General features: G+C 59.3%; 16 protein-coding genes. 10 read left to right on the forward strand and 6 right to left on the reverse strand.

Annotated features, from left to right (window positions below; genetic code table 11):
- Positions 1 to 161: 161 nt before the first annotated feature.
- The 4 genes from rpiA to RBB81_RS22940 all read left to right on the forward strand — a co-directional run bounded on the left by rpiA (position 162) and on the right by RBB81_RS22940 (position 6,206).
- Positions 162 to 872, forward strand: coding sequence for a ribose 5-phosphate isomerase A (gene rpiA / locus RBB81_RS22925; RefSeq protein ID WP_179585525.1), 711 nt, complete (start codon positions 162 to 164; stop codon positions 870 to 872).
- A 111-nt stretch (positions 873 to 983) separates the two neighbouring features.
- Positions 984 to 2,651 (forward strand): ribonuclease J, encoded by a 1,668-nt coding sequence (locus RBB81_RS22930; RefSeq protein WP_353072280.1) that lies wholly within the window; start codon positions 984 to 986, stop codon positions 2,649 to 2,651.
- Positions 2,652 to 2,868: 217 nt separating this feature from the next.
- Positions 2,869 to 5,124 (forward strand): patatin-like phospholipase family protein, encoded by a 2,256-nt coding sequence (locus tag RBB81_RS22935; protein WP_353072281.1) that lies wholly within the window; start codon positions 2,869 to 2,871, stop codon positions 5,122 to 5,124.
- A gap of 56 nt (positions 5,125 to 5,180) precedes the next feature.
- Positions 5,181 to 6,206, forward strand: a complete 1,026-nt coding sequence (locus RBB81_RS22940; protein WP_353072282.1) for a threonine ammonia-lyase — start codon at positions 5,181 to 5,183, stop codon at positions 6,204 to 6,206.
- A 144-nt stretch (positions 6,207 to 6,350) separates the two neighbouring features.
- On the opposite strand, the gene RBB81_RS22945 is transcribed toward RBB81_RS22940, so the two are convergent.
- Together RBB81_RS22945 and RBB81_RS22950 are read right to left on the reverse strand one after the other, a co-directional pair.
- A complete protein-coding gene (locus tag RBB81_RS22945; RefSeq protein ID WP_353072283.1) occupies positions 6,351 to 8,147 on the reverse strand; it encodes a chloride channel protein in 1,797 nt (598 codons plus the stop codon).
- Between the two features lie 6 nt (positions 8,148 to 8,153).
- Complete coding sequence (locus RBB81_RS22950) at positions 8,154 to 9,341, reverse strand: tetratricopeptide repeat protein (protein WP_353072284.1); 1,188 nt, start codon at positions 9,339 to 9,341, stop codon at positions 8,154 to 8,156.
- Between the two features lie 183 nt (positions 9,342 to 9,524).
- Here RBB81_RS22950 and RBB81_RS22955 point away from each other — a divergent pair, with 183 nt between their 5' ends.
- Both RBB81_RS22955 and RBB81_RS22960 read left to right on the forward strand, forming a co-directional pair.
- The gene (locus tag RBB81_RS22955; RefSeq protein ID WP_353072285.1) at positions 9,525 to 10,550 is read left to right on the forward strand and encodes a hypothetical protein; all 1,026 of its coding nucleotides are present in this window, start codon (positions 9,525 to 9,527) and stop codon (positions 10,548 to 10,550) included.
- Between the two features lie 260 nt (positions 10,551 to 10,810).
- The gene (locus RBB81_RS22960) at positions 10,811 to 11,695 is read left to right on the forward strand and encodes an undecaprenyl-diphosphate phosphatase (RefSeq protein WP_353072286.1); all 885 of its coding nucleotides are present in this window, start codon (positions 10,811 to 10,813) and stop codon (positions 11,693 to 11,695) included.
- Between the two features lie 84 nt (positions 11,696 to 11,779).
- Here the strand turns inward: RBB81_RS22960 and RBB81_RS22965 are convergent, their stop codons facing one another.
- Both RBB81_RS22965 and RBB81_RS22970 read right to left on the reverse strand, forming a co-directional pair.
- Positions 11,780 to 12,139, reverse strand: coding sequence for a DoxX family protein (locus RBB81_RS22965; protein ID WP_353072287.1), 360 nt, complete (start codon positions 12,137 to 12,139; stop codon positions 11,780 to 11,782).
- Between the two features lie 134 nt (positions 12,140 to 12,273).
- Entirely contained in the window at positions 12,274 to 12,738 is a 465-nt protein-coding gene (locus tag RBB81_RS22970) for a PA2169 family four-helix-bundle protein (RefSeq protein WP_353072288.1), read from the reverse strand.
- 382 nt (positions 12,739 to 13,120) lie between these two features.
- Between RBB81_RS22970 and RBB81_RS22975 the strand changes: the two genes are divergently transcribed.
- Entirely contained in the window at positions 13,121 to 15,802 is a 2,682-nt protein-coding gene (locus tag RBB81_RS22975) for a DNA translocase FtsK (protein ID WP_353072289.1), read from the forward strand.
- Between the two features lie 129 nt (positions 15,803 to 15,931).
- On the opposite strand, the gene RBB81_RS22980 is transcribed toward RBB81_RS22975, so the two are convergent.
- The gene (locus RBB81_RS22980; protein ID WP_353072290.1) at positions 15,932 to 17,230 is read right to left on the reverse strand and encodes a DUF3999 family protein; all 1,299 of its coding nucleotides are present in this window, start codon (positions 17,228 to 17,230) and stop codon (positions 15,932 to 15,934) included.
- Positions 17,227 to 19,134: a DUF2339 domain-containing protein gene (locus RBB81_RS22985; protein WP_353072291.1), complete on the reverse strand. Its 1,908-nt coding sequence runs from the start codon at positions 19,132 to 19,134 to the stop codon at positions 17,227 to 17,229. Before RBB81_RS22985 ends, RBB81_RS22980 begins: the two co-directional genes overlap by 4 nt.
- A gap of 85 nt (positions 19,135 to 19,219) precedes the next feature.
- Here RBB81_RS22985 and RBB81_RS22990 point away from each other — a divergent pair, with 85 nt between their 5' ends.
- Genes RBB81_RS22990 through RBB81_RS23000 form a run of 3 tightly spaced genes read left to right on the forward strand, consistent with a single transcriptional unit; the run spans position 19,220 to position 21,730 of the window.
- Positions 19,220 to 19,936, forward strand: coding sequence for an Hpt domain-containing response regulator (locus RBB81_RS22990; protein ID WP_353072292.1), 717 nt, complete (start codon positions 19,220 to 19,222; stop codon positions 19,934 to 19,936).
- Between the two features lie 36 nt (positions 19,937 to 19,972).
- Positions 19,973 to 20,680: a response regulator transcription factor gene (locus RBB81_RS22995; RefSeq protein ID WP_353072293.1), complete on the forward strand. Its 708-nt coding sequence runs from the start codon at positions 19,973 to 19,975 to the stop codon at positions 20,678 to 20,680.
- A 42-nt stretch (positions 20,681 to 20,722) separates the two neighbouring features.
- A complete protein-coding gene (locus tag RBB81_RS23000; protein ID WP_353072294.1) occupies positions 20,723 to 21,730 on the forward strand; it encodes a YpdA family putative bacillithiol disulfide reductase in 1,008 nt (335 codons plus the stop codon).
- The last annotated feature ends 18 nt before the right edge of the window (positions 21,731 to 21,748 follow it).

A 21,748-nucleotide genomic window follows, 5' to 3' on the forward strand; every position in this document is an offset into this window, starting at 1 on the left:
AAGGTGAGAAGAGTGCCCTCATGCATGGCGCGTGAATGACGGGCAAACCGGAAGTAATTTTCAGCTGACGAGAACAGGGCGATGCGATCATCTAACCGGCTCGTCCCTGACTTGTTGGCGGTGTCGTGCAGATTTTTGCTTCCCGTGATATCAAGGAAGGCATGAGTTCTCCTGAGAGCAATTCGACCGATGCAGCTAAGCGCCGGGCTGCGGTGTGGGCGGCGTCGCAGATTGAAGATGGAATGGCGGTGGGCCTGGGGACGGGGTCTACCTCGGCGCTGGTGATTGAAGAGGTGGGGCGACGGGTTGCGGAGGGATTGCGGATCAAGGCGATTGCTACGTCTGAGGCCTCGCAGAAGCTGGCGCTGGAGTTGAAGATTCCGATGAGCGACTTTGCGCATCTGCCGGAGTTGGACTTGACGATCGATGGCGCGGATGAGGTGCAGGAAGGGACGCTTTATCTGATCAAGGGGCATGGCGGGGCGCTGCTGCGGGAGAAGATTGTGGCGATGGCGAGTAAGAAGCTGATTATTGCGGTGGACCCGAGAAAGCTGGTGAAGACTCTGGGGGCGGTGTTTGCGCTGCCGGTTGAGGTGGTGCCGTTTGGCTATGAGACGACGATCAAGCGGCTGCAGGATCTCGGGTTTGAGTCTGAGTTGCGGGTGACGGATGATGGCAAACCCTATGTGACCGATGGGAAGCACTACATTGTGCATTGCAAGCTGCCGCAGGTTGGCTTCGATGCGTATGAGGCGGCGGCGAAGTTGAAAGGGACGGTTGGGGTCGTGGAGCACGGGCTGTTTCTGGGGATGGCGAGCAAGGTGGTGATTGGTGGCCTTGAGGGGATCGAGGTTCTGGAGGCGGCGGGATAGGCGATTCATCGGGCGTTGACAATTGATCGCATGTCATTTCGGGCGGTGAAGATGCCTTGTTTGCCTCGTTGCCAAGGGCAGTTGAGCTTGCGATGGTAAGCTTAACTATTGATGGCACAAGATAAATTGAAGATGATTCCGCTGGGTGGCCTTGGCGAGTTCGGTATGAACTGCATGGCCCTCCGCTGGCAGGATGACATTATTGTCATCGACGCCGGTTTGATGTTTCCTGAAGAAGAGTTGCTGGGTGTGGACATTGTTGTCCCGGATATCAGCTATTTGACTGAAAACCGCGAGAAGGTTCGCGCGATCCTTTTGACCCATGGACACGAAGACCACATTGGCGGCCTGCCGTGGATTCTGTCTGAACTGAATGTTCCGGTGTATGGGACCGAGTTTACGCTGGCGTATGTTGAGGGCAAGCTGGAAGAACACCGGCTGCTGGATGACGCGGATCTGAACGAGATGATTCCCGGGCATCGGATTACGCTGGGGCCGTTTTCGATCATGCCGATCCGGGTGACGCACTCGCTGGTGGACTGCGTGGCGCTGGCGATTCATACGCCAGTGGGCGTGGTGCTGCACACGGGCGACTTCAAGATCGACCTGTCGCCGCCGGATAACAAGCCGTTCGATCTGCACGCGTTTGCGGAGCTGGGCAAGCAGGGTGTGTTGGCGTTGCTGCAGGATTCGACCAACGTCGATCGCAATGGGTATACGCCGAGTGAGCGGGCTGTAAGGCCGAAGCTGGATGAGATCTTTTCGCAGACGAAGAAGAAGCTTTTCTTCAGCTGCTTCTCTTCTTCAATTCATCGGATTCGACTGGCGATGGAGCTGGCGCATCAGCATGGTCGCAAGGTTGCAGTGATTGGGCGGTCGCTGGATAACTCGACCGAGATTGCGCAGGATCTTGGGTATCTCGATCTGCCGCAGGGTCTGGTGATTAATCCGGGGCAGATTCGTGATTTTGCTCCGAATAAATTGCTGATCATGATCAGCGGCACGCAGGGGGAGCCGATGAGTGCGCTGAGCCGTGCTGCGGTGAACAATCATAAGTTTGCGCATATCGAGGCTGGCGATACGGTGCTGCTGAGTTCGCGGGTGATTCCGGGCAATGAGAAGTCGATCTACAGGATGATCGATCACCTGGAACGGCGCGATGCGAAGGTGATTCATGACGATGGGCAGTCGGGGTTGATCCACGTGAGCGGACATGGGAGCCAGGAGGAGCTGCGGTTGATGATTAATCTCGTTCGTCCGAAGTTCTTTATTCCGATCCATGGAGACTATCGCCACCTGAAGCGTCATGCTGAGCTGGCGGGGTCGATGGGCGTGGTGGAGAAGACGATTTTGATGGAGGACGGCGAGGTTCTGGAGTTCGATAAAGGCTCGGCCACGAAGACCGGGAAGGTTACGGTCGGGCGAGTGTGTATCGATTCTGGCGGGACCTCGACGGACGTAGTGGAAGACATTGTCATTCGCGACCGGAAGCATTTGAGCGAGGATGGCATTGTGCTGCCGATCATTGCGATCAATAAGCAGACAGGCCTGTTGGAGAATCCACCTGAGATTGTGATCCGCGGTATGGCGATCGCAACAGAAGAGGGTTTGATCAGTGAGGCACGGCAGGTTGTGCAGCGGACTCTTGAGGGATCTTCGGCGGAGGAGAAGGCCGACTATGGCGTGATCAAAGAGAAGATTCGGAACGATCTGAAGCGGTATATCCAGAAGAGCACGAGCCGGCGGCCTTTGATCATGCCGGTGATTCTGGAGATCTGACGAGTCTGTAGGAAGACGAAAAGGCGCTCCTGGCGGGGCGCTTTTTTTTTGCGTCTTGATTCGGTCTGCCAGGAGTGGTTGCAGACCGAGAACGATACTCGAGATCTGATTTTGCGAGTGTTGATGCGGGTTAGAGCGGTGGTTACCCCTTTGAGTTAGCGGTCGAGATGAGGGTGCGGGGATAGTAGGATCAGCGCGAACGGTTAGTTGCTGGAGAGTGAACGAAGCCTCTCAGGGAGTAGCGATGCGCGGTGTCAGGCAAGGTGTCTCTCTGTTTTACCGGTGGATGTTCGCGACGATCGCGATCGCGGCGACATTCGCAGGAGCGGCTGAGGCGCAGAAGCCGGTGGTTGAGCCGCCGACGCGGCCCAGGATTGGGTTGGTGCTGGAGGGCGGCGGGGCGCTGGGCTTTGCGCATATCGGCGTGATTGAGTGGATGGAGGCGCATCATATTCCAGTGGACGATGTTGCCGGAACCAGCATGGGCGGCCTGATAGGCGGGTTGTATGCGTCTGGAAACAGCCCGCAGGAGATTGAGACATTTGTTGGGGGAATCGACTGGCCGGCGGTGTTGAGCGGGCAGGTTCCGTTTCCTGCGCTGAGCTATCGGCGCAAAGAGGACAGACTCGCTTTCCCTAACCGGCTGCAGTTTGGGCTGAAGCATGGATTGAGCCTGCCGAACGGGTTGAATTCAGGGTCGGGGGTGGGCTTGCTGTTGGATCGGACGATGCTGCCTTACTACGATTTGAAGAGCTTCGATGATCTGCCGATTCCCTTCCGCTGCGTAGCCACGGATATTACGACGGGCCACGAGCATGTTTTCAAGGATGGATCTCTGGCGCAGGCGATGCGATCGACGATGTCGATCCCAGGGGTATTCGCACCGGTGGCTCATGGGGACGAAGTCTTTTCAGATGGCGCTGCGGTGAATAATTTGCCGGTAGATGTGGCGCGGGGAATGGGCGCAGAGATCGTGATTGCCGTGTATCTGGACACGGGGCCGGTGGATAAGACGAGTTTCAATTCGCTGGTTGGAGTAGCAGGAAGAAATCTATCCATCATGGTCGCGGCCAATGAGCTGAAGAGCATGAAAGACGCGAATGTTCTGCTGAAGGTCGACGTGAGCAAGTTCAGCTCCAGCGAGTTTGAGAAGAGCGCGGAGATTATTCCGCAGGGCGTGAAGATGGCGGAGGAGCATGCGGCGGAGTTGGAGAAGTACGCGCTGAACGATGCTGACTGGCAGGCGTATGTGGCGCAGCGGGATGCCCGGCGAAGGACAAGGGTTCCGGTGCCACAGTTTGTAACGGTGTATGGGCTCAAAGGGGCGCAGCGGGCAGAGGTTGCGAATGAGTTCACGAAGTATGTCGGGAAACCTGTCGATCCGGACAGGATTAACAGCACCATTGCGGACTTGCAGGGCACGGGAACGTACTCGAGCATCAGCTACAACCTGCTCGATGAGAAGGACAAGACGGGGTTGCTGGTGCGGCCGCGGCTGACAAACTATGGGCCGCCATTTTTGAATGTGGGCCTGACGCTTGCGTCCAATGACTCGAATGACATTCAGCTTGGGCTGGGTGGACGGGCTACGTTCTTCGGGTTGACGGGGCCGGGGTCTGAGGTGAGGGTGGATGCATCGATCGGTCAGGTGGCGGGGGTTGCCGGGGAGTTGTATCAGCCGTTGATTGTGGGCAAGCGGTACTTTGTTGCGCCGCGAGCCTACTATACGCACACGATTGATTCGTTTTACTCGGGGAGCCAGGAGCTGTCGCAGTACACCGAGGAGCGGAATGGATTTGGGGTCGACCTTGGATATCGATTCAGCTCGAAGGCTGAGTTGCGAGTGGGCGAGGACTATCAGTGGTATGGCGAGACGCTGCGGGTGGGGCAGCCGATTGAGCAGATCTTTCACCTGACTCCATTTGTGAGCAATGTGCGATTTCAGTATCTGGGGCAGGATAATGTGCAGGTTCCTACCAGAGGGTCGGAGCTGCTGACACGGTACGCGTACTCGACGCAGAGGCCGTTTGGCGAGGGTGGGTACTCGCAATGGGATTCGAAGGTTGCGCATTTTCTTCCGGTGGGGGAGAAGGGCATCATCTTCGGCACGATGGAGGGAGGAACGAGCTTCGGAGCGACGAACCTCGGGCTGGCAGGATTTTCGCTGGGCGGCGCGCTGCGGCTGAGTGCGTATGATCGCGGAGAGCTGCTGGGGAGCGATTATTTTCTGGGGCAGGCGGGCTTTCTTTACCGGCTGGGGAAGCTGAATCCGGTGATTGGGGATTCGATCTACGCGGCGGGGTTTTATGAGATTGGAAAGGTTTGGGACGCGGCTCCGGGGACACCAACTCTGCCAAACGACATCTCAGGCGCAGTGGTGGTGAAGACGCTGCTGGGTCCGTTTTATGGTGGGGGGAGTATCGGGGACAGCGATCATCGGAAATGGTTCTTTGGGTTGGGGCGAGTGTTTTAGTTTAGCTGGGCGGATAGTATTATCTCTGCGGCGATGAGCTGAGGAGATGTGGGTTGATGAGTGAGTTTGTGACGTTGGAGGAGATTCGGGCGGCGAAGGAACGGATTGCTGGGATTGCAGTGAGGACGCCGCTTTATCGGGTGGAACGGGCTCGGTTGCGGATGGGGAAGTTTCCGGAGCCGGAGTTTGATCTCTATATCAAAGCGGAGAGTGAGCAGCCGATTGGGAGCTTCAAGCTGCGTGGGGCTTACAACATGGTGGCGCAGTTGTCGCCTGAGGCGCTGCGGCGTGGGGTGATTACGTATTCGAGTGGGAACCATGCGCAGGGTGTAGCGTACGCGGCGCGGGCACTGGGGGCGAAGGCGGTGATTGTGATGCCGGGGAACGCTCCTGAGGTGAAGAAGGCGGCGACAAGGGCGCTGGGCGCGGAGATTGTGGAGGTGGGGCCGGCTTCGTCGGAGCGGAGGATGAAGGCGGAGGAGCTGGTGGCGGAGTTTGGGTATGCGATGATTCCGCCTTATGACGCTCCGCAGATTATCGCGGGACAGGCTACGTGTGGGTTGGAGATTGTAGAGCAACTGCCGGGGATGGAGCTGGTGATCTCGCCGGTGAGCGGTGGTGGGTTGCTGAGTGGGACGGCTACGTCGGTGAAGCTGGCGGCGCAGGCTGGGCTGGTGAGCGCCGGGGTGCAGGTGTGGGGCGCGGAGCCGGAGCTGGCGGCGGATGCGAAGGAGAGCTTCTATTCGAAGACGCTGGTGGAGTGGCCTGCGGCGAAGACTACTCGGACGATTGGGGATGGGCTGCGGACGCAGAGTATGGGCGTGTTGAACTTTGCGCATGTGATGAAGTTTGTGGATGGGATTGTTACGGTGTCGGAGGAGGAGATACTGGCGGCGATGCGGGTGATGTTGCGTGCGACAAAGCTGGTGCCGGAGCCGAGTGGGGCGGTGACGCTGGCGGCGGCTCTGTTTCATGCGGAGGAGTTGCCAAAGGTGAAGAAGGTAGCGGTGATTTTGAGTGGGGGAAATCTGGAGCCGGCGCTGCGGGAGCAGTTGGAGGGGGAGTTGGCTGCGAAGGCTTAGTCCTGCCGGACGGGCCCGCTACGCTTGGCCACCCCACAAACGAAGACCTGTTTGCGGGGACCCCGGTTCGCGCGGTCACTTCGTGACTTGTATACCGGTCGTGCAGACACTGCTGTTTCGGTCCTCCCGTTGGTCGGGATCGACTTAGTGTTTTTGGTAGCGGGTTAGGACGTCATGGAGGGACACTACGCCTTCGAGGGAGCCTCGCATGGCGCGGTTGGTGATGGGGAGGAGAGGCCAGCGCTGGAAGTGTGGGAGTGCGCTGGACAGAGGCTGGTCGGGGAAGAGGACGGGAGTGCGTTCCGGGCCTAGATGTTCGGCTAATGTTGCGGCTGTGGGTGCAGGTGTGGCTGCGGATTGATCTTCGAGCGGGTCGGCGGAAGGGGTCTGGGTGAGCGCTTCGAGCTGTTCTCTTCTTGCGGAGTACCAGAGGCCATCGGTGCAGTGAACGAGGAAGACCGGGATGGAATTCAGGTCTTCGTATTGGGCGAGTGAGTTGAGAGTGTCGGCAATCGTTTCGCTGCCTTGGAGGATGGGAGCTGTGACGGGCTGAATGGCGTCTTCGAGATGGAGGTTGCTCTCTTCGCGGAGCTCTTCCATGGAAGGGAGATCGAGGCCGTCCTGGTGGGTGAACTGTTCGAGGATGGGGACGGGCTGGAGGACGCGGGAGATGAGGTAGGCGATGGTGTTGGCGAGGATAACTGGCAGGACGATGGAGTAGTTGCCGCTGACCTCGAGCACCATGAAGACCGAGGTGAGGGGTGCGCGGAGGAATGCGGCGAAGAGGACACCCATGCCGACCAGCGCGTAGGAGCCGATGGTGCCTGTGAGGTGGGGGAAGTAGATCTTTTCGAAGGTGCCTACTGCGGCGCCGAGCATGGCTCCGATGAAGAGTGTGGGTGCGAACATTCCGCCGGGAGTGCCGCTGGAGAAGGAGAGCGTGGTGGCGATGATCTTGAAGAGAGCGAGGAGGAGGAGCATCTTCCAGGCGAACTGGGCGTGCATGGCCTGGTCGATGGCCTGGTAGCCGGCGCCCATGACCTGGACGAGTCCGAAGTAGCCGATGGCTCCTACGAGGAGTCCTGCCGCGGCGGGTTGGAGGAGCTGCGACCATTGAGGCTGGCTGCGAAGTTTGGGGCGGAGATAGCTGAGGGCCCTGGCGAAGAGGAGGGAGGCGAAACCGCCGACGACTCCGAGGGCGGCGTAGGCGAGGAGCTCGCGGGAGTCGCGGAGATCGATGACGGGGATGCGGAACATGGGCTGCGCGCCCCAGAAGGAGCGGGCGACGACGACGCTGGCGACTGCGGAGAGGACGATGGAGCCGAGGACTGCGGCGCTCCATTGGCCGATGACCTCTTCGATGACGAAGAGGATGGCGGAGATGGGAGCATTGAAGGCTGCGGCGAGTCCGGCGGCGGCTCCGATGGGAGCGAAGATGCGGAGTTTTTCCTTCGACATGCCGAAGCGGCGGCTGATGAGGGAGGCTACGCCGGCGCCGATCTGGAGAGATGGGTCTTCGGGGCCGAGGGAGTGGCCGCTGCCGATGGCGAGGGCAGAGAGGAGGAACTTGCCGATGACGGTGCGGAAGGAGATATAGCCGTTGCTGATGTAGAGTGCGGCTTTGGTCTGGTTGATTCCGCTGCCGCGTACTTTGGGGAAGACGTAGCGGGTGAGAACTGCGATGACCAGGCCGGCGGCGGCGGGGACGTAGAGGAGGCGCGGCTGATGCGGGTTTGGAGACGAGCCGAGCAGGAGGACGCTGAGCCACTCGATGGCCATGCGGAAGGAGACCACGAGGAGACCGGAGACGACGCCGATGAAGATGGAGAGGAGAAGAAAGACGCGCTCTTCGCGGCCGGGAGCGATGCGGGCGATCACGTCTTCGCGGAGAGTGCTGGGTGCGATTGGTTCAGTCTCCGCTATTGCTGTTTGATCTTCCATCTTCGCTTAGGGCTCCATCGCTTTTGGAAATTGGGCGAGTTGCAAGAGGAGCGCGTCGTCGCCGGTGGGAGCGGAGCATATTTTGCTGGTCTGGGTCTCGGTGTCGAAGATGAGTTGCAGGGTTGCGTCCTGCTGAGTGGGGTCGTTGAGGAGGGCGGAGCGGCTGCTGGTGGCGTCTTTGCTGGCCCATTTCGTGGTGAGATCCTGCAGCCGAGTGGAGAGGCCGCTGGCGGCAGAGAGTTGGGTACTGCAGGCGTCGAAGCGCTTCTTCGCCAGGGCGCGGGCTTTTAGGATGCGCGTGACACGTTCGTTGTCGGGGAGCTTCTTCAGGGGTGCTAGTTCCAGGATGCGTTTGGAGTCTTCGAGCATCTGCTTGTCGGCGAGGGTTGTTGCTTCGTGGGTGGAGGGGGAGTTTTCCTGCTGGTGCATGGCCTGTTCCATGAGGCGGTGAGCTTCGTCGAAGTGGCCGGAGTCGTATTCGAGGCGAGCGGCGGATTGGAGGGCGATCTGGTTTTCTGGCTCCTGCGCGAGGACCTTCCGGTAGTAGGTCAAGGCGTCGTGAGGGGCTTTGGCCTGCTCGAGAAGTTGTGCGAGGGTGATGGCGAGGGGGACGTCGTCGGGCGCGTTGCCTCCGGTGATGAGGAGTTCGGTGCGGGCGCTGCTGAAGTCCTGATGCGCGATGAGATAGCGCGAGAGTTCGAGGCGGACCTCGCGGCGGCGGAGGACCCCGTCTCCCTCCCAGGTGCCGTAGATGGAGGCTCGGTAGTAGTTGATGGCGGGCTGGATGTCGTTCTTCCTGGCGGCGAGGCGGGCGAGGCTGAGGTTGATGAAGCCGTCGCCGGGTTGAGTCTCCCAAAGGCCAAGGAAGTAGTTGAAAGACTCTTCGGTGTGGCCGGCGTCGCCGAGGGCCTGCGCGAGGAGGAGCTCGTAGGAACGTTGGTCGGGGGCGTAGGAGAGGGCGGTGCGGAGGGCGACGATTGCCTGTTCGGGGTAGCCTGCGTTAAGGGCGGCCTGGCCTCGGGCGGACCAGCGTTGTGCCAGTTCTTCGCGGTGGGAGGTGAAGGAGTGAAACAGGTAGAAGGTGATAAGGAATAGAACGACGGTTACGAGCAGCAGACTGAGAAAGGTCAGGGAATCGCGGAGGATCAACTTCCGTTTGAGGCTCGAATAGTCTTCCGTTTGGAGTGTCATCATGCGGTTTGCGCGTTTTTATCTTGCTGCATGGTCTTTCTTTAGTCTATGGATTTGATGCGCGTAGAGATAGTGGCGCAGTCTGTGGGTTCCCGGAGGAGGTTGGCTCGTTTCGCCGAGGAGCAAAAGTTTAGACTGGACCGTATCTCGCTGCCCTGCGATTGTGGCGGCTTCGAAGTGAGGACTATGCGGATTTTTTTTATCAGGCGATATGCGGCGATGGGTATTGGGGCGGTTGTGCTGATAACGAGCGCCGCTGCGATGGGTCAGAAGAAGAGACCGAACTACGATAGGGCCGCCATCGCGACTGTGCTGCATGATGCGAATGTGTATGTTGCGTCAGATGCGGATGCACAGAAGCTTTCGCTGGTGACGCCGGGACACGAGATACAGATCGTTGAGCGGAGCGGGCCGTGGGTGAAGGTGTTTGCGAATACCGACATCAACGACGATGCGAATGAGGACGACCGCAACAAGCCTGAGTTTGGCGAGGACGCGAATGTAACGCCGGCGTCGGGTTGGATTCGGGATAAGGGGATTCTGGGGCCGAGTACGGCTGGCGGGGATGTGATTCTGTTTGGTTCGGCTGCGAACTTTGAAGATGAGGCGGAGCGACCGCATGCACCGAAGGGGGCGGCTGGGGCGGCTCACCTGCTGTACAAGCGCGTGGCAGAATACTTTCCGGATTCGCCGCTGGCGGCTGAGGCGGCGTGGCGGGCGGCGGATATTCGCTGGCAGTTGGATAAGGTCGATATCAGCACGCTGCCGAGTGCGAAGGAGCAGGAGGCCTATCTGCGGCCTCAGATCTATGAGGGTGAGTTGAAGAAGGTGATGAAGACGTATCCGGGGAGCGAGTTTGCGGCGCGCGCGGCGTTCGATCTGCTGGACAACAAGCTGTGTGGGGACTGGCAAGGGTTGCCGAAGTGTCCGGAGATGGAGACGGGGTTGTACGTGAAGTATGCGCAGCAGTATGCGGATGGGCCTAAGGCCGCAGAGGCGCTGTACAACGCGGTGTATCGGCAGGGGGTGGTGGTGACGATGTATCAGGTGCAGGAGGATAAGAAGCGGTCGGAGGAGGCGGCGAAGAGGGCACAGGCGCTGGCTATGGATTTGAAAGCGCGGTATCCGAAGTCGGAGTTTGCGGCGCGTGGGGCCAGTATTGCGTTTCGGGTGTCGCAGGGGATTGCGATTTATGGGAGTGATCGGGATTAGAAGATATGTCCTGCCGGACGGGCCCACTGCGCGTGGGGCGGTCACTTCGTGACTTGTATACCTTGTTGTGGCGGATGAAGAGAGGTGGTCCTCCCGTTGGTCGGAAAGAAGATGATCCCGACCAGCGGGAGGACCTATGCAGTTTGGTTCGCCGAGACCGGTATACCCGTCACGAAGTGACCGCCCTCCGCGTAGGAGGCCCGTCCGGCAGGACATATCTTGTTTACCGTTTACACATGCAGACGCTTTAGGATGGATGCATGTCGATTCTTCATGTCATCATCCTTGCCATTGTGCAAGGGCTCGCTGAACTTTTGCCTGTCTCGAGCTCCGCTCACGTTGTAGTTGCTGAAAAGCTGTTGGGGCTTGACCCGACGACGCCGCAGATGACGCTGCTGCTGGTGATGCTGCATACAGGCACGATGTTTGCCGTGATTGTTTACTTCTGGAACCAGTGGAAAAAGACTTATTTTTCAGGCGGCGATGCGTTCAAGCGGTTTCTGATCCGTCTGATCTGGGCTTCTCTGCTGACTGCTGTGATTGGTGAAGTGATCATCAAGGCTATCGAGAAGACGGCGTTCAAGGGAGCTTCGAAGGGAGAGATCGAGCTGCTTTTTGGGCGGCTGGATCTGATTGCTCCCGCGTTGGCCGCGGCTGGTTTGCTGATTCTGCTTGCTGGGCTGATGGAGAAGCGGCGCATGGGCGCGCATGAGCAGGTCTATGGCGACAGCGTGACGATGCGACAGGCGGGATGGATCGGTGCGATTCAGGGTCTGTGCCTGCCGTTCCGTGGATTTTCGCGGTCGGGAGCTACTATCTCGACGGGCATGCTGACGGGTGCGAGTAAAGAGCGGGCGGAGCGGTTCAGCTTCGCGCTGGCGGTTGTGCTGACTCCTCCAGCGGTAGGGCGCGAGGTGCTGCGGCTGGTGAAGGCCTCGCATGAGGCGAAGGCGGCGGGCATGCCGATTGATCTGCACGGAAGCATGGTGATGGGACTTCTTGGCGCTGTGTTTGCATTTCTGGCCGGACTGTTGGCGTTGAGGTGGTTGAGCAGTTGGCTGGAGGAAGGCAGATGGTATCTCTTCGGGATCTATTGCCTGGTGGCATCTGTGGTGGTGTTTGGGCTGTATCACGCGGGGTACTAAAGCGATCGCGAGTGGAAGTTTAGTCTGCAGAGCTCGGCGGAATTTCTGCAAATGATTGCAAATTCAGATGAAAAGAGCGTGGCTTTATCGATTGCGAGTGCAGAACCATGCCCAGTAAATGAGTGGAAGTTGTAGGGGGATGCGGAGCCATTGTGCCCAGCTTTGGCCCATGATGCCGGGAAGGCGCAAGTGGGATGTCGCCATGTAGATATTGGCCGGCAGGACGGCGATGAGCAGAACGACCAGACCCCACGCCGCGGCGTGGCGCGTTGAGGGGATGAGCAGGCCGATGCCGCCGAGTATCTCCGCCGCACCGCTGATGTGGATTAGAAGTGTGTGCGCGGGCAGGTAGGGCGGCATGATTCGGAGGTAAACGCCGGGGGCCAGGAAGTGAAGAGTGCCCGAGATAAGGAAGATTGAGGCGAGGAGGATACGGCCGATCATGTTGAATCACTTCCCTTTCTTTACGCCTGTGCTGACGCATATCTACAGCAGCACAATTATTAACGCCAACAAAAACAAAAATATGGGCAGCGGGGACGAACCCTGCTGCCCATCGTCGAGTTGCATCGCCTTGGTTATTTGGATACGAGTGAGTCGCGGTGGCTCTTCACGTAGTCGTGAGAGGTGAGGACGTGGGCCTGCTGCTCTGCAACGAGCTGGCGGACAGGGAGCGGAAGATCCTGATCGAGAGCGTCGGCGTAGGCCTTCTTGGCCTCGTCTTCGCCCTGTTCGGCGGTCTCGAGGAGGGTGTGGTCGCCGCCGCCGAGCTTGGCTTTCAGGTCTCCCCAGACGCGGTGGAGGGCGCCGGCGGTCGTGCCGGACTCTTTGATGTCGTGTACGCCATTCTGATGGAGAATCTCCTCCAGATCGCCGCGGAAGCTGGCGCGCTTGAGAGATTCGGCGAGGAAGTAACGTTTGAGAGTGTCGTCTTTCAGATGTTCGCCGATGTCGGCAAAGCCCTTCTGGCTGTCGAGAAGAGTGCTGATGAGGGAGTTGAGAGCGCGCTGCATTTCGTTCTGCTTACCTGAATCTGTCGGCATGATGGAGACCTCGATCTTGGGTGTAGTAGGTACGGGGTGCGGTTGGAGCAGGGTCCGTCGGCTGTGCGCGATTCTCCTCCGCCGACGGCAAGCAAGAGAAATCGCGAAAATCCCGCTCCCCTGCCAACCGGTTCTAAGGACCGCCGAGTGAAATTTTGCTCGGCGGTGAATATGAGGGAGTAGATGCAGAGAGTGCCTGTGGGTTTGTATGTGGGTACCCCGAAGTGAGGTTTTTCCACTTTTGTGCGGGTGGTTGGAGAGGGTCTGGGATAATCAAAGGTGCTCTGGTGATTTGCGGGCTCGGTTTGGATCGGACGGCGTGAGTGGTGGTGCGCGCTGTGACGAATGAGCCCGCGCGTCCCCCTCACATGAAGGCTCCCCAATGAAAACTCTGAGACTTGTTTCGACCCCGACGCGCAACCGCCGCCTGAATGAGATTCTCGGGATGGTCGTACTGGTGGGCGCGGGGCTGCTGCTGCTGGCGCTTGCGAGCTATACGCCAACTGATCCCTCTTTCGATACGGTGGGACAGTACGTGAAAGGGCGGCCGGCACATAACTGGACGGGGATGGTTGGGGCGTATCTCGCCGATGCGATGCTGCAGCTGATTGGGGTTGCGGCATTTTTCCTGCCGCTGGTACTGGGACGGTTGGGGATTTGCTGGATGCGGTCGCGACCGGCGGGGTCTCCGCTGGCGAAGACGATTGGGTTGGGGATGTGGGTGGTGTTTGGGCCGGCTGCGATTGCGCTGCTGCCTGGCGAGATGATGTGGCGTGGCTCGCTGCCCGTTGAGGGGACGACGGGGCGGCTGCTGGCGGACTTGCTGGTGCATTATTTGAATCTGCCCGGGGCTGCGATTGTGCTGACCCTGATGGTGGCGGTGTCGCTGTACCTGGCGACGACATTTACGTTCAATACGGCGCGGGAGTGGGCGACGATACGGTTTGGCTTTGTGCAGCGGCTGTGGGAGTGGTGGTCGCAGCGTCGGAGTCGCCGGGCTGGTGCTGAGGTAGATCTTGAAGAGGCTTATGGGAGTAAACGGGAGCAGGCGGATGCCAGGGCGCGGCGGACTCGTGAGCTTGCGGAGGCGGCAGAGCGCAGGAGACTGGAGCCCGAGCCGGAGCAGACGACGACGCTGCTGGGTGGTTTGTTTGGCTGGTTGAGCAGGAAGAAGAAGAAGGTGCAGCCAATCTCGATTTCACCCGAGGAGGTTGCGGTCGGGCATCATACTTCGATCTTCGAGGCTATGCCACGGACGCTGGTGGATGCTCCTCCGGTGACAGCGTTCAGTACGGCGGTGGCGGCGGCGGCGCCGTTTGCGGAGGTGCTGGCCAAGGCGGCGGCCCCGGTGCATGCGCTGGATGACGAGTCGAACTTCAGAGATTTTGCTGGTGCTGAGGAGGGGCGTGAGCCTGTTTCGATGAAGGCTCCGGCACCGATGCGGGTGCCGAAGAAGGTGGCGGAGGAGCCGAGAGCTCCGTTTGCTCCAGTCCCTGCTGCTTCGCAGCCGCTTCACACGTTGCCGGATAATATTTCGTTTGGCAAGCGGGCGGATGCGGATATCAAGCCGGTAACGATTGTGCCGAAGAGTGTGCGGGGGTATAAGCTGCCGCCTTCGTCGCTGCTTTATCGGAGTGAAGAGCACGCTGTGGTTCGCGAGGATGCGCTGCGTGAAGAGGCGCGGGTGCTGGTGGAGAAGTCGGCTGAGTTTGGTGTCGATGGGCAGGTGACGCAGATCAATCCGGGGCCGGTGGTGACGACGTTTGAGTTCAAGCCAGAGGCTGGGGTTAAGGTCGCTCGGATTACGGGGCTGGCGGATGATCTTTGCCTTGCGATGGCGGCTGAGTCGATTCTGATTGAGCGGATGCCGGGTAAGAGCACGGTTGGGATCCAGGTGCCGAACCATGAGCGGGAGACGATCTGGCTGAGGGATGTGGTCGAGTGTGAGAGCTTCGCGCAGAGCAAGAGCAGGCTGGCGATTGCACTTGGTAAGGACATCAACGGGCGCATCGTGACGGCAGACCTGGCGAGTATGCCGCATGTGTTGATTGCCGGTTCGACTGGCTCGGGCAAGTCGGTTGCGATCAACGCGATGATCATGAGTGTGCTGTTCAAGTCGACGCCGGAACAGGTTCGCATGATTCTTGTGGACCCGAAGCGGGTGGAGCTTGGGATGTATGAGGGAATCCCGCACCTGTTTACGCCGATCATCACGGAGGCGAAGCTGGCGGCGAATGCGCTGCGCAATGCTGTGCGTGAGATGGAGCGAAGGTTGAAGCTGCTGGCGGCGAATCATGTGAGGAATATCGATCAGTTCAATAAACTGTTCGACCATGGCAGCGAGTACTTGTTTGAGGATGTGAATCAGGAGCCGCTGCCTTACATCATCATCATCATCGATGAGTTGGCTGACTTGATGATGCTGGATCGGGCGAATGTCGAAGAGTCGATCACACGGTTGGCGCAGATGGCTCGTGCCGTGGGTATTCATCTGGTGCTTGCGACGCAGCGGCCTTCGGTGGACGTGATTACGGGATTGATCAAGGCCAATGTGCCTACTCGTATGAGCTTCAGGTTGGCGACGAAGGTGGACTCGCGGACGATCATCGATTCGAATGGTGCGGAGAGCCTGCTGGGACGCGGCGATATGCTCTATCTGCCGCCGGGGACCAGCCGGGTGCAGCGTGTGCATGCGCCGTTTGTGACGGAGAAAGAGATCTCGGCGGTGACTGCGTTCTGGAGGGCGCAGGGTGAGGCTGAGTATGTGCATGGCTTCCTGGAAGGGCCGAAGGAAGATACCGGGACCGGCAAAGATGGGGATGGCGGCGTCGATGGAGACAATAACGACGAGCTCTATGACGATGCGGTTCGGCTGGTGTTTGAGTTTGGGAAGGCGAGCACTTCCCTGCTGCAGCGCAGGTTGCGGATCGGATATGGGCGCGCGGCTCACCTGATCGACATGATGTACAACGACGGTTTGGTGGGGCCTGCGGATGGATCAAAGCCGCGAGAGATTCTGAAGTCGCCAAACTGGATCAGCGAAGTGGATGCGGCGATTCGGTAAGAATCTGTCCTGCCGGACGGGCCTCCTGCGCGGAGGGCGGTCACTTCGTGACTTGTATACCTTGTCTCGGCGGAGTTGGAAGACGTAGCCCTCCCTTTGGTCGGAAGATATGCTGCCAGCGGCGGACAGCTAGTGGTGGACTGTCTTCGACGAACGGATGGCGACGATCGCGAGAATGCAAATCACGACCAGAAGGGCGATCCAGAGCAGATGGGGATGGCGATCCGTGAGAGGGCGGGCGTCTGGACGATCGCGGTAGGCAGGGTTGAACTGTTCAGGTCCTAACTTTGCTTCGTGAAACTCGCTCGAGGGAGAGAAGAGGCGGGTGTAGTCGTACTGGGGCGCAGTAAGGGCGGCGTCGCCGTAGAAAAGGGTGAGAGGCACTGCCGTGGGGGCGTCGAAACAGATCTTGCGCTGACGCATCTCGAGGCGTATGGCGGTGATCGGGAGTGGGGCGTCGTCGCCGTTGTTGACCGCGACTTCGACTGTGGCTGCGCTTTGCATGTTCGAGCCCAGGGTAGCGGGGACGCTGAGCTGCTCCTGACGAATCTCGCGACCTGCCTGAGTGAGGTGGACGCGGAGGATGGTGCCGGCGAGGGTTTCGCTGAGTGCGTCGGCTGGGTTAGGCGAGGTGGTGGGATGGTCCTTGATGCTGATATCGCGGCTAAAGTTCGCTTTGAAGGCTGGCGAGAGAGAGAAGGAGACGCGCTCAATGGGAATGCGTTGTGGCAGGGCGAAGGTGGCGACGCTTTGGCGGCCGCGCTGGGTGATGCTGGAGACTTCGCCTGCCTTGGTGTAGAGAGACTGAGCTTCGCGGCTGGGGGGAACGGTGACCGATATCACCATCTTTTGAAGAACTTGCGGAGAGGTGTCTAAGGCGTGTGCGGCGGCAGCTGGGGAGACTGCTAGTTCGATGTGGAGATAGGGGAGGCTGGTCTCCTGCAGATGAATCGTTGTGCTGCGAGAGAAATGTTGGCTGCTCAGGTCGAAGATCGTAAACTCGCCGAGATTCGTCTGGTTCGCGTAGTTGGGGTCGTGGGTCCCGGAGACGGTGGCGGTGGCGATGAAGTCGTGTCCGGCTAGCTCGAGGGTGAGTTCGGTGTAGGGGCGGTTCGGCATCTCGAGGTCGAAGACGATGTTGCGACCGCGAAGGCCGAGGTTACGGATGACGGCGGTGTCGCTGTCAGGTTGCTGCGGCTCGCTCAGCGTGATGGCATAGGGGATCTCTCGGTTGTTCTGAAAGAGGCGGAGATCTTTGAGGGACGGACCGGCGTGTGGGAAGAGAGAGGGGTCGATGATGGCGCAGCTTTGACCTGCGCCTGACGGTACCGTGATGGCTCGTTCGAAGCGAAGATAGTGAGGGTCAGTTGGCTCCGGGTTTGCGTTCGACTGCCAGAGAAGGACGGTCAGGAGAATCGCAGACTTCACCGGTCGGCTCCTTCCTGCGGGGGCAGATGGGGTTCGGGTGTGGGATTGGGGAGGCGGAGAGCCAGCCAGTCCTTCTGATAGGCGAAGCTGATGGCCATCAATAAGGCCCCGAGTCCGAGAAAGCTTAGGACGCGGTAGCCCTGGCTGAGGTTGCGCAAGTCGTAGAGGAAGGCTTTACCGATGGTGAAGACCAGCAGGAGGAGCGCCTGCCAGCGGATGAAGGCGGAGCGCTTCCAGAAGCCCAAAGCCAGCAGGCACGCGCCGTAGAGCATGAGAAAGGTGGAGATGGCTAGGGCCTTTTGCAGATCGGCTTCGGGGTTGCCAGCAGAGACGCGCCATGCGGAGTCAAGCTCGCGGAGACACGAGAGGATGGCGATGAAGTTGAACGCGACGATGGAGGATCCCGCGATGGTGACCCAGTTTGGGAACGCTTTGTTCTGCTGGTCGGAGTGGCGCAGGGAGCCATGCGCGATGAGCGCGGAGAGGCCTAGAGCGGCGAGTCCGAAGAGGGCGGTGGCGAAACGGAGGTTGAAGAAGGCCGTGTCGATTTGCTCATTGAGCCAGAAGGGTTCGATGAGGAGGCCGCAGACACCGAGGGCGAGAGCGATGGTGGCGAGGCGGCGAAGGATGAGTGGAGCTGAAGCGGCGTCCTTGACTGGCGTTGGGCTGGAGAGACGTGCCGCCACCCAGAGGAGAGCTGCGCCCTCAGCGAGCCAGCCAACGATGATCCAGCGGCCACTGGCCTTAAGTGGGATGGCGATGGTGAGGAAGACGATCGCGAGAGAGAGATGGACGGCGGAGGTTATGCGGGATTGGGGCAAGCGCATCAGGCCCAGATAGAACGCGGCGAATAGAACCGCCAGCCAGGGGAGGAGATCGTGATTGCCGGTGTCCTGCAGGACGGAGTAGAGCGCGAGTGCAGCGAAGGTTGCATTCGCCAATGGGAGGAGGATTTCGGTTATTGGACTTGATGGGTGTTGGTCATTTTGCTGGGTGCGGATGGACGGGATGAGAAAGGTAAGGAAAAACAGGCCGATGAAGATCGCGGTGGTGGCGAGGGGCTTTGGCGTGTTGTAGACGTCGAACCATTCGACGTACCAGCCGATGACGAAGGCTACGGTGGCGGGGAAGATTCCGAAGAGAAGGTGCGGCCAGGGCTTAAGGCGGACGAGCGAGACCGTGGCGACATCGATTGCGAGGATGTAGGTGAAGAGGAAGACCTCGTGGTTGCCGCCGGTGGAGAGGAGCAGAGGGGTTGCGAAGGCTCCCACGAGTGCGTAGGCGGCGAGGATCTGGCTGTTCTGCGACCAGGCCATATAGGCGTTCCATGCGGTGACCAGGATCATGGCGGTAAGAGCTATGCCGGCGGGTAGTAGATGGTAGAGCTGGAAGGCGGCCCAGAGGGACAGGTAGAGGGCTCCGGTGCCGATGGCCTTGAGCGAGTAGGAGAAGGCGTTGAAGCCCTGGCGGCGAAAGCGCTCGGACCAGACTACGATGGCCGCGCCTGCGATCAGACAGGCGAGGATGCGGCCTGTGGGGCCTATCCAGTGATTGTCGATGGCCCACTTGAGGAAGAGAGTGGTGGCGATGAGGAGGGCGACGATTCCGATGCGGCTGAAGAGCTGGGAGCCGATGCGGTCTTCGAGTGAGCCGTTGGATTTAGGAAGATTGCGGACGAAGTCGGGGGTGGGAGCCTCTGTGGATGGAGTTGAGGAAGGGCGTGGTGGAGGGGCTGCGAGTTTGCGCGCTTTGAAGGAGGGGGTAGAACGCAGTTGCGCTAACTGCTGTTCAAGACTCTCGACGCGGGCGGAGAGGGCTGCGAGGGTCGCGGCCAGCTGGGCTTGCTCGTTGGGCTGCTTCGGCCGGTCCTGATTCTGGTCGTCCTGCACATCCTCCGAAGCCATGGCAACTACTTTACCGCTATCATGCGCCAGAATGGTACTCAAGACTGTCAGTTGATAGTCTTTGCGCTAAGGACGAGTGAGAGACATGCCGGTTCGGATTTTGATTGTGGATGACGATGAGTTGAGCCGGGAGGTGCTTATGCTGCTGGCGGAGAGGGCGGGATACGAGGTTGAGGCGTTGGAGTCGGGGGATGCCGCGCTGGTGCACGTGCAGCGGGCCCGTCCGTTGCCTGAGGTGGTGTTGACGGATATGCAGATGCCTGGGACTGCGGGGGATGAACTTGCTCGGCGCCTGCGCGGATTGTGCGGGACGGGGAGCTTACTGCTGGCGATGAGCGGGAGTGAGTTGGAGGATGGGACGGGGCAGGAGTTCGACGGGTTTCTACTGAAACCGTTTACGATGGAGACCCTGGCGAGAGCAATCTCCCGTGGTTCTGCTCGAGCCGACGAGGGATCAAGCGGTGCGAAGGGGGGTGTGTTGGATGAGGGGGTCTATGGGAAGCTTTCAGAGTCCATGCGGCGGTCGCAGCTGGAGCAGTTGTATGCCCTTTGCCTCAAGGATGCCGAGGCGAGGATTGGTAAGATGCGACGGGCAACATCCGACGGCGATGATGTTGCGTATAGAAAGGAGGCTCATGCCATCAAGGGTGGGTCCGGAATGGTGGGAGCCATTGAGCTGCAAAGACTTGCAACGTCAATGGAGGAGCGGGGCTTGCGTGATGACGATGTAGCTACACTGGACGAATTCATGGTGGCGTGCGAACGGCTGCGGCGTATTCTGGTCGCACGCGAAAGCAACTAGTGTCGGGTCAACGAGTTGTCGGGAGATGATGCAACGATGAAGGAATCGATAAAGAAATCTGACGATGCAGTTGTTGCGGCGACACCGATCCGTATCGTTGTTGCCGACGATCATCCGGTGGTGCGCTTCGGCGTGAAGAACATGCTGGAGAATGAGGCCGGCTTCGAGGTGGTAGGCGAAGCCGAAGATGGCAATGTGGCGATTACGCAGACACTGGAGCTGGAGCCGGATATTCTGCTGCTTGATCTGCAGATGCCTCGGCTGCCTGGACTGGAAGCTCTGCGCGCGATTATGAGCAAGTCGCCGCGGGTGAAGATCATCATGCTGACGAGTACGATCTCGACGCAACAGATCATCGAAGCGCTGCAGATTGGAGCTCGCGGTATCGTGCTGAAGGATGCGGTTGCGGGCGATCTTTCACGTTCGCTGCGGGCTGTGCTCTCTGGCGACTACTGGATAGGCGGGGAGCGGGTTGCTAATCTGGTGACGGCGCTGAACGAGTTGATGAAGAAAGCAGCAGCGGTTCCGGAGCGGAAGACCTATGGTTTGACGCCCAGGGAGTTGGAGGTCGTGACCTGCATCGTGGAAGGCTGCAGCAACAAAGATGTTGCTAAGCAGTTCACGATCAGTGAAGAGACGGTGAAGCGGCATCTTTCGAATATCTTCGATAAGACCGGCGTTTCGACGCGGCTGGAGTTGGCGCTGTTTGCGATCGCTCACAAGCTCGTTGTTCTGGATAACTAGCTCGCGGATCTGCCGTTTGCGGGCCTTCAGTAAAATGAAGGTATGAGCGAGGGTGCGGCTTCAGAGATTGTGGATTTATTAGTGATTGGCGCTGGGCCGACGGGCATGGCCTGCGCGATTGAGGCGCAACGGGCGGGTTTTACGACGATGCTGGTCGATAAAGGCTGCCTTTGCAATTCGCTGTTTCATTACCCGGCGCATATGACATTTTTTACAACACCGGAGCTGCTGGAGATTGGGGACATGCCCTTCTCCAGTCCAAACCAGAAACCCAATCGCAGTGAGGCTCTTGAGTACTACCGCAAGGTGGCCGAGTTCTACCGGCTGGACGTTCGTCAGTATGAGAATGTTGAGCAGGTAGAAGGTGCAGACGGGAATTTTACCGTTCGCACAACGGATCGCTTTGGGCGGGCGGTGCAGCATCGTGCGCGGAAGTTGGTGATCGCCACCGGATACTACGATCTACCGAACTACCTTGGTATTCCCGGCGAGGATCTCAGCAAGGTGAAGCACTACTATCATGAGCCACATCCTTACTATGGGCTTGATGTCTTGGTGATTGGGGGAAAGAACTCCGCGGCGATTGCAGCGCTGGACCTTTGGCGTCATGGAGCGAAGGTGACGCTGGTGCATCGGGGCAAGGAGATTCCAAAAAGTGTGAAGTACTGGATTCTGCCGGACATCAATAACCGGATCAAGAATCATGAGGTCGAAGCCTACTTCGACAGCGTTGTCACGAACATTACAGAGGACGATGTGACTCTCGCAACCCGGAGAGGAAAGGTGACGATTGCGAACCAGTTTGTGTTTGCGCTGACGGGGTACCATCCGGACTTCGAGTTCATCGAGAGGCTGGGGGTAAAGCTGGATAAAGCGAATGACCGTTGCCCCGTATGCAATCCGGGTACGCTCGAAAGCAATGTGCCGGGAATCTATGCGGCTGGAGTCATTGTCGCGGGGGAGCGGACGAGTGAGATCTTCATCGAAAATGGGCGCTTCCATGGGAAGTTGATCACGGAAGATCTGCGAAGGAAGCGAGTTGCGGCTTAGGTTGCGGGGCTCGGCTGG

The organism is Tunturibacter gelidoferens (genome assembly GCF_040358255.1).
Taxonomy (GTDB): domain Bacteria; phylum Acidobacteriota; class Terriglobia; order Terriglobales; family Acidobacteriaceae; genus Edaphobacter; species Edaphobacter gelidiferens.

Excerpts from the sequence above, each read along its gene's own strand:
- RBB81_RS22965 (WP_353072287.1), bottom strand. The coding sequence starts at position 12,139 with ATGATCGGCCGTATCCTCCTCGCCTCAATCTTCCTTATCTCGGGCACT.
- RBB81_RS23000 (WP_353072294.1), top strand. The coding sequence starts at position 20,723 with ATGAGCGAGGGTGCGGCTTCAGAGATTGTGGATTTATTAGTGATTGGC.
- RBB81_RS22945 (WP_353072283.1), bottom strand. The coding sequence starts at position 8,147 with ATGGAAGATCAAACAGCAATAGCGGAGACTGAACCAATCGCACCCAGC.
- rpiA (WP_179585525.1), top strand. The coding sequence starts at position 162 with ATGAGTTCTCCTGAGAGCAATTCGACCGATGCAGCTAAGCGCCGGGCT.
- RBB81_RS22970 (WP_353072288.1), bottom strand. The coding sequence starts at position 12,738 with ATGCCGACAGATTCAGGTAAGCAGAACGAAATGCAGCGCGCTCTCAAC.
- RBB81_RS22960 (WP_353072286.1), top strand. The coding sequence starts at position 10,811 with ATGTCGATTCTTCATGTCATCATCCTTGCCATTGTGCAAGGGCTCGCT.
- RBB81_RS22930 (WP_353072280.1), top strand. The coding sequence starts at position 984 with ATGGCACAAGATAAATTGAAGATGATTCCGCTGGGTGGCCTTGGCGAG.
- RBB81_RS22995 (WP_353072293.1), top strand. The coding sequence starts at position 19,973 with ATGAAGGAATCGATAAAGAAATCTGACGATGCAGTTGTTGCGGCGACA.
- RBB81_RS22985 (WP_353072291.1), bottom strand. The coding sequence starts at position 19,134 with ATGGCTTCGGAGGATGTGCAGGACGACCAGAATCAGGACCGGCCGAAG.
- RBB81_RS22975 (WP_353072289.1), top strand. The coding sequence starts at position 13,121 with ATGAAAACTCTGAGACTTGTTTCGACCCCGACGCGCAACCGCCGCCTG.
- RBB81_RS22990 (WP_353072292.1), top strand. The coding sequence starts at position 19,220 with ATGCCGGTTCGGATTTTGATTGTGGATGACGATGAGTTGAGCCGGGAG.
- RBB81_RS22955 (WP_353072285.1), top strand. The coding sequence starts at position 9,525 with ATGCGGATTTTTTTTATCAGGCGATATGCGGCGATGGGTATTGGGGCG.
- RBB81_RS22950 (WP_353072284.1), bottom strand. The coding sequence starts at position 9,341 with ATGATGACACTCCAAACGGAAGACTATTCGAGCCTCAAACGGAAGTTG.
- RBB81_RS22940 (WP_353072282.1), top strand. The coding sequence starts at position 5,181 with ATGAGTGAGTTTGTGACGTTGGAGGAGATTCGGGCGGCGAAGGAACGG.